At 41.7% G+C, this 12,243-nt stretch carries 14 protein-coding genes; 4 read left to right on the plus strand and 10 right to left on the minus strand.

Annotated features, from left to right (window positions below; translation table 11 throughout):
* Positions 1–2 precede the first annotated feature (2 nt).
* The 3 genes from BMY78_RS13785 to BMY78_RS13795 all read right to left on the minus strand — a co-directional run bounded on the left by BMY78_RS13785 (position 3) and on the right by BMY78_RS13795 (position 2,371).
* Complete coding sequence (locus BMY78_RS13785) at positions 3–1,076, minus strand: NAD(P)H-dependent flavin oxidoreductase (protein ID WP_090899468.1); 1,074 nt, start codon at positions 1,074–1,076, stop codon at positions 3–5.
* A 332-nt stretch (positions 1,077–1,408) separates the two neighbouring features.
* On the minus strand, positions 1,409–1,873 hold the full coding sequence (locus BMY78_RS13790) for a phage tail protein (protein ID WP_090899471.1): 465 nt from the start codon (positions 1,871–1,873) through the stop codon (positions 1,409–1,411).
* An 18-nt stretch (positions 1,874–1,891) separates the two neighbouring features.
* Positions 1,892–2,371: a GyrI-like domain-containing protein gene (locus BMY78_RS13795; protein WP_090899474.1), complete on the minus strand. Its 480-nt coding sequence runs from the start codon at positions 2,369–2,371 to the stop codon at positions 1,892–1,894.
* 107 nt (positions 2,372–2,478) lie between these two features.
* Here BMY78_RS13795 and BMY78_RS13800 point away from each other — a divergent pair, with 107 nt between their 5' ends.
* On the plus strand, positions 2,479–3,441 hold the full coding sequence (locus BMY78_RS13800; RefSeq protein WP_090899477.1) for a helix-turn-helix transcriptional regulator: 963 nt from the start codon (positions 2,479–2,481) through the stop codon (positions 3,439–3,441).
* A gap of 189 nt (positions 3,442–3,630) precedes the next feature.
* Here BMY78_RS13800 and BMY78_RS13805 read toward each other — a convergent pair whose 3' ends face one another.
* Together BMY78_RS13805 and BMY78_RS13810 are read right to left on the minus strand one after the other, a co-directional pair.
* Positions 3,631–4,662 (minus strand): ketopantoate reductase family protein, encoded by a 1,032-nt coding sequence (locus tag BMY78_RS13805; protein WP_090899480.1) that lies wholly within the window; start codon positions 4,660–4,662, stop codon positions 3,631–3,633.
* Positions 4,663–4,719: 57 nt separating this feature from the next.
* A complete protein-coding gene (locus BMY78_RS13810; protein ID WP_090899483.1) occupies positions 4,720–5,463 on the minus strand; it encodes an acetoacetate decarboxylase in 744 nt (247 codons plus the stop codon).
* Positions 5,464–5,622: 159 nt separating this feature from the next.
* On the opposite strand from BMY78_RS13810, the gene BMY78_RS13815 reads away from it, so the two are divergent.
* Positions 5,623–6,507 (plus strand): LysR family transcriptional regulator, encoded by an 885-nt coding sequence (locus tag BMY78_RS13815; RefSeq protein ID WP_090899485.1) that lies wholly within the window; start codon positions 5,623–5,625, stop codon positions 6,505–6,507.
* A gap of 59 nt (positions 6,508–6,566) precedes the next feature.
* On the opposite strand, the gene BMY78_RS13820 is transcribed toward BMY78_RS13815, so the two are convergent.
* Together BMY78_RS13820 and BMY78_RS13825 are read right to left on the minus strand one after the other, a co-directional pair.
* On the minus strand, positions 6,567–7,082 hold the full coding sequence (locus BMY78_RS13820; RefSeq protein ID WP_090899488.1) for an AAA family ATPase: 516 nt from the start codon (positions 7,080–7,082) through the stop codon (positions 6,567–6,569).
* Positions 7,083–7,163: 81 nt separating this feature from the next.
* On the minus strand, positions 7,164–8,075 hold the full coding sequence (locus BMY78_RS13825) for a helix-turn-helix transcriptional regulator (protein WP_090899490.1): 912 nt from the start codon (positions 8,073–8,075) through the stop codon (positions 7,164–7,166).
* Positions 8,076–8,181: 106 nt separating this feature from the next.
* Between BMY78_RS13825 and BMY78_RS13830 the strand changes: the two genes are divergently transcribed.
* Both BMY78_RS13830 and BMY78_RS13835 read left to right on the plus strand, forming a co-directional pair.
* The gene (locus BMY78_RS13830; protein WP_090899493.1) at positions 8,182–8,646 is read left to right on the plus strand and encodes a VOC family protein; all 465 of its coding nucleotides are present in this window, start codon (positions 8,182–8,184) and stop codon (positions 8,644–8,646) included.
* Positions 8,636–9,217, plus strand: coding sequence for a YdeI/OmpD-associated family protein (locus BMY78_RS13835; RefSeq protein WP_090899496.1), 582 nt, complete (start codon positions 8,636–8,638; stop codon positions 9,215–9,217). Before BMY78_RS13830 ends, BMY78_RS13835 begins: the two co-directional genes overlap by 11 nt.
* 150 nt (positions 9,218–9,367) lie before the next feature.
* On the opposite strand, the gene BMY78_RS13840 is transcribed toward BMY78_RS13835, so the two are convergent.
* The 3 genes from BMY78_RS13840 to BMY78_RS13850 form a co-directional block, all read right to left on the minus strand.
* Entirely contained in the window at positions 9,368–10,336 is a 969-nt protein-coding gene (locus tag BMY78_RS13840) for a hypothetical protein (protein WP_090899498.1), read from the minus strand.
* Positions 10,333–10,827: an RNA polymerase sigma factor gene (locus BMY78_RS13845; protein ID WP_090899501.1), complete on the minus strand. Its 495-nt coding sequence runs from the start codon at positions 10,825–10,827 to the stop codon at positions 10,333–10,335. The genes BMY78_RS13840 and BMY78_RS13845 overlap by 4 nt, the downstream gene beginning before the upstream one ends.
* A 329-nt stretch (positions 10,828–11,156) precedes the next feature.
* Positions 11,157–12,221: a Gfo/Idh/MocA family protein gene (locus BMY78_RS13850; RefSeq protein WP_090899505.1), complete on the minus strand. Its 1,065-nt coding sequence runs from the start codon at positions 12,219–12,221 to the stop codon at positions 11,157–11,159.
* Positions 12,222–12,243: the final 22 nt, after the last annotated feature.

Raw genomic sequence — 12,243 nt, forward strand, 5'->3', positions numbered from 1 at the left:
AACTAAATTATATTTCTGGCTTCTTCTACAATTTGAATAATGATATCGCCTGCAGATTGGTTATCTGTTAACATTCTCGTTCCCTGACCTGCCCAAAGGGCCATATATTCCGGATTATTTTGCTTAGCAGAAGCATTTCTAATCTCGCGAGTTAATGTATTTTGGGTAGGAAAGGTTAGCGGCTTAATGCTGGATGCTTCCCAATGCTGTATGAAGTCATTCTTGATGCCACGCGCTGGCCGTCCAGAAAAGGCATTTGTAATTACAGTACTTTCCTCTGTGCTATCAAGTAATGCACGTTTATATACCTCATGTGCGCCAGACTCTACCGATGTCAAGAAACGCGTCCCCATTTGCACCCCTTGCGCTCCCAAAGCGAGTGAAGCCACCAGTCCTCTGCCATCCATAATACCGCCGGCAGCAATGACTGGAATATGGACGTGATCTACAATTTGTGGGACAAGTGCCATGGTTCCGATGTTTGCTCCAGTAGGCTGAGATGATACATTAAAAGTTCCTCGATGCCCTCCTGCTTCACTACCTTGTGCAACAATGACATGACATCCACGCTTCTCCGCTTCAATAGCTTCCTCTACCGTTGTGACCATACTCATGATTTTGATGCCTAACGATATTGCCTTCTGCATATGGTGCTCAGAAAGTAGTCCAAACGTTGTACTAATCATCGGAACTTTTTCGTCCAGCAGGATGTCAAACTGCTCTTCAAAATGATTGGGTGTACGTAGCTCATCTTGAGCACGCTGCTTCATACCTAAAGACTCCCGAATTGGGTTCAACTCTTCGTTTACCGCATCAAAATTCGTATAGTGATCCGGTCCAACATGAGCAAAAATATTCACGGCAAACGGTGCTTGCGTCCGTTTTTTGATCTCGTGTATAGCGCCTCTTAGTTCCTCAGGACTCATATACGCAGCGCCTAACGTCCCTAACCCACCTGCATTAGAAACCGCAGCCACTAGGGGTGCCATGTTTGCAATACCGGCCATCCCCGCCAGAACGATTGGGTAACGAATATTTAAGCTTTCACAGAGCTTATTGTTTAATTGAATAGGCATCTAAGGTTCCCTCCCCATCAAATTCGGATTCCATTCTTTATAGTTTACATCGAGTTTATCCATCTTGTATAATCCGTAAATCAGATGTTACATATCATGATTTCAGATAGATTGTGTTCTAAAGGAGGGTCAACTTGGATATTCACTTGCTGGAGATTTTCATTCAAACACCCTCATAACACCGGCACTATCTGCTTTTTTAGATGAAACTAAGAAAGAAATTCTCCAAAGCTAGCTGCACCGATAAAATAAAACAAAAAAAGCCGCTAATCAGCGACTTTCAATGGGGCTATGCTCTGCTTCTTTCACATGCGCTTTTGCCCACTTCAATATCAATACTCTTTCTTAATTACAAAAAATGATCCCCGAATGGTTCCAGCTAACTTGGATTTCTGTCTGGCAAACTTAAACTTGCCTTCCAACTCCGCTGGAACTTCCATCCCCTCGGAAAGCTTAAAACCCACGGCCCGCTTCTTAGGGTCATCCACCGTATACATGACATTGAGTCCAAGACCATCTTCATAAAAGACGTAGGAAATTCGAATGTTTTCCACTTGAAAAGCCGACGTCTCCAAAGGCTTGGCCGCAAATTCAATATCACGTTCTTCCTTCAAAATTCGTGTTACATAATCAAGGGTGTCCTGACTTTCGCTAGCAGGAACAACCGTAAATTCATGCTTGTATTTGTTCATAAAATAACGGGCTTCATTCGCACGCAAACCTGCAAGCGCTGCTGCTACTGGTGAGGACTCTAATCCGACCGTAGACACATTTTTAAAATCAACGATATACGACATGCCGATCTCTCCTTCACCTTATTTCTTAACAACAGGAATCCATATTTCACCAAATACCAAGCCGTTTCGTTGCCCCATCTCAACCGTAGTATTTGGTCCACCAACATAAGCATAATTCGTTTCCGCTGGTAGAACTTGACCAAAAGCAACGCCAGTAAGGTTATTATTTAACTCATCAGATGTTGCTCCTTCCCCCTTAACGACCAGGTACTCACCTTTAGGGAATTGGATCACTCTGGTTGCTTCTGGCAGTGTTTCTTCTGTCATGACACCAGCATAATGCATCATCTTGTTATTCACCGCTTCGTTCACGGCAAAAATATAGTCATTGGTCGCTATAGCTTTTAAAGCATCCAGGCTTCCATCTTCTTTCACAGCCGACCAAAAATCCGCCTTTTCTTTGTTAATCCCAGCAAAGTCTGAGTAATTGCTCTTAAGCTCCGTTCCAATACCCAAAACGATAAAACTGTCTTTTTCCTCAAAATTATAATTACTCATTCGTAACACCATCCTCTTTAAATTTATCAATGCATTTGTCTTTTCACTTGATGGGTTTATAATAACCTTGAATCATGTCAAATTATGATACTGTTTAGGGGGACCCGATGAAAAAAGTTGAACGAATTAATATCATTATGAGGTATATCAACAACCGCGCACACTTTACCATTTCTGAACTCATGCGGGAATTTAACATCTCTCGTTCGACCGCTATTCGAGATATCCGAGAAATTGAAGCTATGGGCATGCCACTTGTCGCTGAAGTTGGGAGGGATGGGGGTTATTTTGTCATGAACAACTCTGTCCTGCCCACGGTCCGCTTTACCGATAATGAGATCAAAGCTCTTTTTCTCGCCTTTATGGCAACTAGAAATCAACAACTCCCTTATCTAAAGAGCCGTCAGTCTTTAACCGAAAAGTTACTGGGCCTTATCTCCGAAAATCAGCAAGATGACCTTGTTCTTTTGAATCAAATATTGCTTTTTGAAGGGACCAACCCCCATAATCCCGACTTGCTTGATCTGTCAGACCTGCCCCACCCTATGTTGGAAAAACTCATCCAGCTTCTTCTTATAGAGAGCCATTTGTTGGTTACCGTTCAGGAAGAAAGGGAAATAAATTCGTATCCCATTTATCTTCTACACCTATATCGTGAGAAAAGCCTATGGATCATTGAAGGCTTCGACTTAGAGGAAGAAAAGAGACGGATTCTATCTGTCGACAATGTCACCCATATTGAACCCTTTCCTACGAAGAAAAAGGTAAGCAAGAAAAAGATTTTAGAAAAATTAAGTAAGCAGGAAGAAGTGATCAACCTTGTCCTCGAACTTGGTCCAAAGGCGATTGCACAGTTCAAGAAGTATCATCCTTTAAAGCTTTCACTTTCTTATACGAACCCTTACCAAACTACAGCCGTTATAAAGACGTTTATTAACGTTCATCATGCAGAAGAATTAACCGAAATAACCAATTGGTTGCTTTTCTTGGGTGGAGATATCCAGGTTAAGGAGATGCCAGAAGAAATTGCAGCAGGTGTACAAGAGAGATTAAGCTTATTTTGCCCTTAAGTATTGGATAGTTAAAACCAAATAACTTTGAACTTAGATCATGCTTTTATTATCTGCTGTTTCTACTGAGATCTACTATGGAACATTATCCCAATTCTCCTGAACTATAAGGTATCGTTTAACGATAAAAAAACGCATTGAGGAATGATCTCCTCAATACGTTTTCTGGCGATCTACAACTCACTCACATCATCTGTTATTGTTAAGCTCTTCAAAGAACTTAATATTAGTCTCGAAATCGGGCACAGTTTGAGATTCTTCAGCTTGTTTAACTAATCTTACAACCATATCATTATAAGGTGTTGAGATTTGTTTGCCTAAAGCTGACCGTGGAACTACTCCATTGATATAATCAATTTCGGTCTTCCGCTGCTTTTCGAGATCCTGCAGCATGCTTGCTTTTAACAGTCTGGAGGACGCCATGAGAACCCGAAGAGTTTTAATTCGTTCCGGGATATCCTTATCACTTTGTATTTCCAAAGATTCAATATCAAAGCCACCCATCGTGGCAAATTTCACACCATTTGCGTGTCCAACTTTGATCGTTTCATCGGCAATATGAACGGCACTTACAATACTAATATCATGATCAAGCACGACGCCATTCTCCACGTTTAGTGCTGCAGATAGGCCGCTAAATGCATTGTTAATAAGCAATTTAGACCACTTCGTGCCCACCAGGTTATCGGAAATATGTGTTCCACCCACAAGGTCTAGTATAGATTGGATCTGTTGAATTCTTTCGGTTGTTTCCCCATTTAATTCGCCAATTTGAAAAGCGTACTGCTTAAAGCGATTGAACTCTGTTGTAAGTTTTGATACTCCCGGTTCAATAAACGTAGCACCAAATTCAACAGATCCGGCAATGATCCGTTCTCGGCCAACAATGGAAGCCACCTTTTCTTCAGGGATACCGTTTTGCAAGGAAAGTACAACACTTTGGTCATCTAAGTACGGCAACAGGTCTTTTAGAACGGACTCGTTATATAGCTGTTTAGTTAGAAGCAAGACTAAATCATAAGTTCCTGACATCTCGTCGGGAGTAATGGCCTTCACCTTTGCCTGAAAATCCGTAGTGCCAGTAATTTGGGCCCCTGTCTGGTTTAATGCGTCCACATGTGCTTGATAGACATCGATCAACTCTACATCTTGTCCGCCGGCAGCAATATATGCACCAGCAATGGTTCCTAAGGAACCTGCTCCTAAAATTGCAATTCTCATATGGAATTCCCCTACCTTTTCTGTTTGAATGCTTTTTTTGAATGCTTTTAATGACGTTTATTTTTCATCAGCTAAATAATCATATATAACTGTTGGAGAAGGCAGCGAAAGCTCTGTGATGATATGGGAAGCCGAAACAACCTCAAGTACTGGCAAATCTGCCATCGGCGCAAGAGCATGAGCGAATAGCTCCAGTCTTGCAGGGCCTGACCAGGCACCCTGTATTTTAATATCCGTAATTTGGCTCCGTACCAATTCACAGATTCTTGGATATCCGTCATAACCAGGCATCTTTTTCAGCATATAATTTGGTTTAACAATCTCTTGCATCGCCTCCGAATGATCAAGCGGAAAATGCTTATATCCCATAGTCGCGGTAGCCACTCTCAAAGAGCCATAATCCATAAGTCCAACCAATGTGTCGGAATCTACATACAAACTGGGTTTGCCCATTTTTTTAGGATAGGCACCTATTTCCCTGCCTGATGCGATTGCAGGAAAACTGTCAACGTACATTGCGTGGAGATAATCCCCTTCCTCCCCATCATAGCTCACAGGTATCACTTGACCACATTCTGTATAGGAACCAAGGCCTGTTACATCCGGCATTTTCATAATCTCAAACCTTACAAGCGGAGAGGTAACCTCCAATGGCTCCGGAACGATTTTTCTTAAGCGTTCCAGATCAGTTCTATATAAAATGTTCAGGTATTCGCGATTATAAAAACGATAAGGCCCCAAAGGATATGCCCCTGCATCCAGCGGAGTTGTAAATTGCTTAACCACTTCTTCCTTTCTCATCTGAACCACACCTTCCGATCTCTAATTTCTTCATTTTGTTGTCTGATTTATATCGAAATGATGATTACAAAATCCATTTTACATCTCAATTTACATTTAATCTAATACATGATAATATATAAACTTATTTATTATAATAAATATATGGGGTGCACTATAGTGGAGCTGCTTCAATTGAAATACTTTCAGACCGTCGCTTATACAGAGCATATTTCTAAGGCTGCCGAACAATTAAATATTGCTCAGCCTTCTTTAAGCCTGACGATAAAGAGACTTGAGGATGAGTTGGGTACAACCCTATTTGATCGGAAAGGGAGAAATATACAATTGAATGCATCCGGAAAAATCCTCTTGAACCATGTCAACAGGATTTTCACCGAAATTGAAAATGCAAGAATGGAAATACAGACGAAGGATATGGCAATTGACCATACCATCAAAATATCGATTTCAAATCCCAGATTCCTATCCGGATTGATCAGCAGGTACATTACCCAGTGGCCGGATACCAATATTCAACAGGGACTCGGAGCTAGAAATGACATCCTTGCAAGCTTAAAAAAAGGGGATATTGATTTGGGGATCGCAGGTCCACCTATGGCGGACGATGAGATTGAAAGTTGTGTCCTTATTAATGAAGATATCGTGCTGGTTTTACCATTCACTCACAAGTTTGCGACAAAATCTGAAATTTCGTTAAGTAAAGTGGCCGATGAATCTTTTATTGCCCTTGCTAATAATGAGGAATATAGCTTTTTTACAACCGAGCTTTGCAAAAAAGCAGGATTCACTCCCAAAATTATTTTCGAGGTGGATTCTCATTTACTGGCGGAAATTATTAAGGTCAACCAGGGTATCGCGCTACTCCCTATTTCAGTCTGTAGAACGTTGGATTTGAATTACGTCAGAATCGCGGATATTAATCCTACCTATCCAGTAGGACTATCTTGGGTGAAGGATAGATATTTATCTTCTTCGGCCAGAAATTTCCGGGACTTTATTATTGCCTATTTTAATGATTATTCTGCATTGTACAAAGTTTGAAAAATTACATATACGGAGCATTCTGTGACTTTTTGCGCCTTCAAATTCATCATTGGTTCTCATCTATAGTGCTGTAAAATTTCATTTACTGTTTGCTCAGGGGACTGCTCCGAACTGTCCAGCCAAAATCCGATTTGAGGCGTTTCCTTCAAAAAGTCTGAATACAAATTCTCTACCGTAAAGGCAGTGTACCCGACCTTTCCTCTTGATTTTTCACGTTCTTTTACTACCTCTACCTTCGGACACAGCACAACTAACCGAACCGGGTGATCCTTTAACTGCTCCATCATATAGACTAATTCCGCACCATAGTAATTATCCTGCAAAACTACAGAAAAATCATTCTCATAATAGGTTTTTGCGGCATTTGCAGCTAACCGATAACGCAAATATAATTGACGGACTGCTTCTTCCGACGGTTCAGCGGCCATGTCTTCGCGGCCGGATACAATCATCCGACGGAATATATCACCACGCAGATGCACGGCTTTTCCCAGCTTGGAAGCCAGCAGCTCCGACACTGTTGACTTACCAGAAGCCATTACGCCTGTAATTAAGTAGATCGTTTTTTCCATAACGAAGTACCTCCTTCTTATCATAAAAAGAAACAACCCTGTACAAAGTAGAAATATTCACCAGAATCAAGATATGGATTCTTAGACATATTTATTTATCATGGCATTTAGGAACTCTCGGAACTCTTCAACATATGCTTTAGGTTCTATGATTTGCAAATCCGTCCCGAAACTAGCTAAAAACCGAAATCCAAAGTGGTTTTGCGGCAAATCTATTTCGGCTATAAGGAGTTCAGAATTGTAAGCTTCAATCCTTTTTTGACCGTATCTTTCAATAAATTGATCTTTTATTCGATGCGAGATCAATACTTTAATTGTAATTAGATTCGGTTGATAATATTGCTCTGTTTTCTGTTCAGTCATAAAATCCCTAGCAACAAATGTATTAATATCGATATTCAGATTATCCGTTCTGGACAATTTAAACGTTCGATACTCCATTCGATCTAAACAAAACCCCTTCAAATACCAACTCATTTCACTAAAATGAAGCTGGTATGGCTCGACCCGTCTCTGCGACTTGGCCCCACTTTGATCTATATAATCGAATGTAAGTAACCTTTCTTGCTCTATTGCTTCCTGACAAGTCTTTAAGATTTGCACAATTTCAGGACGACCATCCCAATTATAAAAAGACAGTTGAATGGTACCTCCCAAAGTCGTTGAACCTATCATTGATTCAATCTTTTTAAGCGTTGATTCTACTTCGTCACTAAATAGAATTTTTCCCAATCCGCCCAGTGCAGTTAGTATATTTTCTAAATCTTTGCTGCTTAAAAGTCGTTTGTCTATTTTGTATTCATCCATAATCCCGTATCCGCCGTTCACTCCATTTATAGAATAAATGGGAATGTTAGATAATCCAAGTGTTTCCATATCACGTAGAATCGTTCTTTTGGACACATTGAATAATTTTGCAAATTCGGTGGCTGATACTATATTCTTTTGCAGCAAGATCATTATGATGGATATTAATCTTTCAATTTTGTTCACGATAGTCCTCTTTAAAATATAATTTTTGAACAAAGCTAATAGGTGACAACCTAGCTGTCACCTATTATAGCTTACACTTCATGTATTACAAGAAGGAGGTTTTATCATGTCCGTTATTGCATATTTAAATTTTGATGGGAACACCGAGCAGGTCATCGCGTTTTATTCGGAAGCTTTAAACGCAAGTGAGGTAAAAAAAGTGAAATTCAAGGATTTTTCACAAGATCCAAACTACCCTTTGCCAGAAAATGAGTTGAACATGATTATGGAGTCATCGTTAGAATTCGCTGGTGGAAAAATAATGATGTCGGATCTTCTTCCTTCGATGAAGAATGTAACGGGTGAGCTGGTTAAAGGCAACAATGTAATCATTAGTATCATTATTGATGATAAACAGGCAATGAAAAACTACTTTACTAATTTGTCTGAAGGCGGCTATGTGATCATGCCATTATCAGAGATGCCTTGGTCATCCTGCTTCGGAATGTTGGTGGATAAATTTGGTATCGTTTGGAAGTTTAATAGCGACGCTAACACATTCCTGGATAGCGTAATTGCTAATGCTACTTAATGAACTGCTGCCAGCAAAGTCAAAAAGCGAATTGAGATCTTGGTTTCAAGAACATTGCCTGACTGAAAATTCTTGCTGGGTCGTGGTGAGTATGAAATCAACACCAGGTACGTTGCTGTATCTGGATGCTGTTGAAGAAGCCTTGTGTTTTGGATGGATTGATGGGCAAAAAAAGAAAATTTCCGAGACTCAATTAGCTCAAAGGTTATCTCCTCGAAGCAAAAAAAGTTCGTGGACTGAATTGAATAAAGAACGGGCACGTCGCCTTGAAACGCTGGGATTAATGACAGATGAAGGTCGAAAGGCTCTCCCTGCTCTCAGTTACGAATCATTTAAAATCGACCCTATAATTTTGCAGAGGTTGAAAGAGGACACGAAAGTGTATCAGAATTTCTCTGCATTTCCAGATATTTATAAAAGAATTCGAATCGACACCATCCAAAGCTATAAAACTCAACCTGAGTTATTTAACAAAAGATTAGATAAATTTATAACAAACACCAAACAAAATAAAATGTATGGCAATTGGAATGACAATGGACGCCTATACTACCAAAACACCTCACCTTGAATATTCAAGGTGAGGTGTTTCATGATAGAAAGTAATATTAATCGAAATCGGAATTTAAATATTTCAATTATCATTAGAAATTTCATCAGTCAAAAAAATCCGATTGGTGGAGTTGCTTTATTGGATTTGTTGAGTCAAACCCCATGATTATTACTCACCCAAGTTGTTCCAGAACGCTTGGAAGGCAGCTTTCTTGATTTCGAAGAATACCGGTACATTGCCATAACGCACCAGACCTTCCCCAAATAGGACTAATTGGACCTGCGTCTTATCTTCGAGCGTCAGGTAGATGATCTTGCGATCTTCCTGCCCGTAAAGACGCTCTTCCAGTTCAGGGCTTGTTGCTACCGGTTTGGCAGCGTATAGCGCTGAGATAAAGCTGTTCAGCGCTTTGTCTGCTGCGAGCGGCTGCAGCTGCTGCAAGCCATTGTTCCAGCTGGCGAAGGTCTCCCACTGCGCCGAAGCGACGTTGCCCTCGAGGTGAAGCTTGCCGATCAGGTCTTCGCCGCTGCCGATAGTGATGCCGTTGCTCTGGTCAAACAGTTGGGCATGCCCCTGACCATCGATCTCGGTGTAAGACATGATGCGGAAATTCGTGTCGTAGCCATTGACCGCATAGATGTCCGCTTCTCCTATGTTGGAGGCAAGTTCTCTGTACTCATCCTTTCCACTCAGCTCATGAATGCCGCCAGTCGTAGTACCCAGCTTCTCGCCTCGCAGAGCAAGAGCATCCGTACCGTCAAGCGATGTAGCAGACTGTGTATAGACGTTGCCCTGATAAACCACCAGTTGAAGCATATCGGCCTTCACGCCATCCTTGGAATCCGGCAGCTCTGTCTTCGGAATCACCACCGGGTCGAATGACGCGCCCGGAGTGACCTGTGCCACCTGCGTCGCTGGCGCAGTCGGTCCATTCACTTGCTGCCATATGCTTGGCGCCGCAAGTCCAACACTGGCAGCGATGACGACGCTTGCTGCAATATATAGCGTTTTTCGCTGGTGCTTTTGTTCATGGCGTTGTGTGTTCAATGTTTCTTCTATCCGTTTTTTCATTTGGTCGTTTGTTCTCATATGGTCCACCGCTTTCTTATAGTTACGTTTAAATTGTTCCTCGTTCATTGGGGTTCTGCTCCTTCCAGCTCCAGTTTTAACAGCTGTCTTCCCCGCTTCAATCGCATCTTCACCGCAGACTCGCTGATCTGCAGGATCTCGCCGATTTCCCGGATCGGATAATCTTCGTAATAGTACAAATGAACCACCGATCTATACTTGACGGGCAGTGACAGCACGAGTTCAATCAGTGCCTGATCTTCGGGGTTGTCTGTCGTAAGGGAATCTGCTCCCTCCAGCTTGACCTCCCGTTTGCGCCAGCCTTTGCCTAATAAGGATTTACAATGATTGGTGATGACCCGGATCAACCATGCTTTCTGATGTTCTGCATCGTTGAACGTAGGGGCTTTTTCCATTAACTTGATGAAGGTATCCTGAGTGGCTTCCTCCGCGTCCTCTCGCCTGCCAAGATGCACCATCGCGATCCGGAACAGCGTATCCGCGTAAGTTTCATAGACTTTCATCATATGATCTCCCCGTTGGGGCATTGATCGCTGCATGGTTGTTCTGCCCTCCTTTATATCTCTAACACTCTCAAGGACGGCATTTGGTCACATTTTGTTGTAAATTTTAAATTTAGATAATTTTCTAACGGATGACCGACCAACCTCTTGCTCTCAAGGACGGATATGGATTTGTACGATAAAATAATAAAAAGCCGCTAAAATAGCGACTTTGACAATTAAAATGCGATTGGGATTCATCATAGAGCGGAGCTTCTTTTGACAACAATTAAACTTACCGGAAAATGTAGACAGACAAAAGGCCGTCATGATGACGGCTTACACGTTTTAAAGCATCAATAATATATACAGCAACTGAAAGTATGTTAAATACTTCTATGGATCACACTTTTGGTCTCGGCTGCCTCAAAAATAGTCTCAATCAGTACAAGCACTCTGTGAACTTCATCATTCTTAATTGCAATCTCAGATTTCCCTTCGAGTACAGAGACGAAATTTTCATAGAAGCTTTGCTCCTTCAATTCCGGCTTTTCAATCGCAAACTTTAGTGTAGACAGTTCGGACGGCGGTGCCATCGTTTTGGTCAATCCCTGCCCCGCTTGGATCGGTTTCGGCTCTATATGAGCAACATCCGGATTCCGAGTGATAATCTCTCCACTTAAATCCCAGTCCCTAATCACTGCTGTACCTTCCGTTCCTTTGAGATACCATCTCGGTAACTTCACGTAATTGGTTGTTCCCACTTCAATAAGTGCCGTAAGGCCATCTTTAAACGTTATATAACTCGTAAAACCATCATCCACTTCGGTTCCCAAAATATAACTTAAATTAGCGGTCACACTTTCAATTTGGCTATCTGTAATCTGCAGCAATTGGTCCAGCAAATGCACGCCCCAATCCAGCAGCATACCTCCACCGTAATCTTTCAGCTGGCGCCAGTCGCCAGGAATGCCGTTGGCTCCTTGAACTCGGGATTCCAAATGGAAGAGCTCGCCCAAAGTCTTTTTATCGATGATGTCCTTGGCCGTCAGGAAATCTTCATCCCAGCGGCGATTTTGATGGACTGTAAATACACGGCTCTCCTCGTTCGCTACCTTGACGATATCATTAAAATCCTTGCTGGTTATTGTAACCGGTTTTTCGCAAATGACATGTTTACCCGCCTGCAGAGCTTGAATGGCTATTTCTTTGTGAACATCATTAGGTGTAGCAATTAAAACGATATCCACCAGCTCATCTGTCAGAACAGCATCCAGACTTGCGTATGTTTTATAGCCGGCTTCCTTTCCCAATTCCATCCGATATTCAACCGTATCGTATACCCCGATGACGGAAATCTGTGATACAGGCTCAATTAACTGGCAATGATAACTGCCCATCCCCCCAAAGCCAACAATTGCTATATTATAAATTCGGTTATTCATCTTCATCGTCCTTCCTTTTTGGAATATG

This window comes from Paenibacillus sp. OK076 (genome assembly GCF_900110055.1).
Lineage (GTDB): Bacteria > Bacillota > Bacilli > Paenibacillales > Paenibacillaceae > Paenibacillus.

Bases quoted from the DNA above. Each gene is read 5' to 3' on its own strand.
- BMY78_RS13835 (WP_090899496.1), top strand. From the start codon at position 8,636: ATGCTACTTAATGAACTGCTGCCAGCAAAGTCAAAAAGCGAATTGAGA.
- BMY78_RS13795 (WP_090899474.1), bottom strand. From the start codon at position 2,371: ATGAGTAATTATAATTTTGAGGAAAAAGACAGTTTTATCGTTTTGGGT.
- BMY78_RS13840 (WP_090899498.1), bottom strand. From the start codon at position 10,336: ATGAACGAGGAACAATTTAAACGTAACTATAAGAAAGCGGTGGACCAT.
- BMY78_RS13820 (WP_090899488.1), bottom strand. From the start codon at position 7,082: ATGGAAAAAACGATCTACTTAATTACAGGCGTAATGGCTTCTGGTAAG.
- BMY78_RS13800 (WP_090899477.1), top strand. From the start codon at position 2,479: ATGAAAAAAGTTGAACGAATTAATATCATTATGAGGTATATCAACAAC.
- BMY78_RS13785 (WP_090899468.1), bottom strand. From the start codon at position 1,076: ATGCCTATTCAATTAAACAATAAGCTCTGTGAAAGCTTAAATATTCGT.
- BMY78_RS13845 (WP_090899501.1), bottom strand. From the start codon at position 10,827: ATGCAGCGATCAATGCCCCAACGGGGAGATCATATGATGAAAGTCTAT.
- BMY78_RS13850 (WP_090899505.1), bottom strand. From the start codon at position 12,221: ATGAAGATGAATAACCGAATTTATAATATAGCAATTGTTGGCTTTGGG.
- BMY78_RS13810 (WP_090899483.1), bottom strand. From the start codon at position 5,463: ATGAGAAAGGAAGAAGTGGTTAAGCAATTTACAACTCCGCTGGATGCA.
- BMY78_RS13790 (WP_090899471.1), bottom strand. From the start codon at position 1,873: ATGTCGTATATCGTTGATTTTAAAAATGTGTCTACGGTCGGATTAGAG.
- BMY78_RS13805 (WP_090899480.1), bottom strand. From the start codon at position 4,662: ATGAGAATTGCAATTTTAGGAGCAGGTTCCTTAGGAACCATTGCTGGT.
- BMY78_RS13830 (WP_090899493.1), top strand. From the start codon at position 8,182: ATGTCCGTTATTGCATATTTAAATTTTGATGGGAACACCGAGCAGGTC.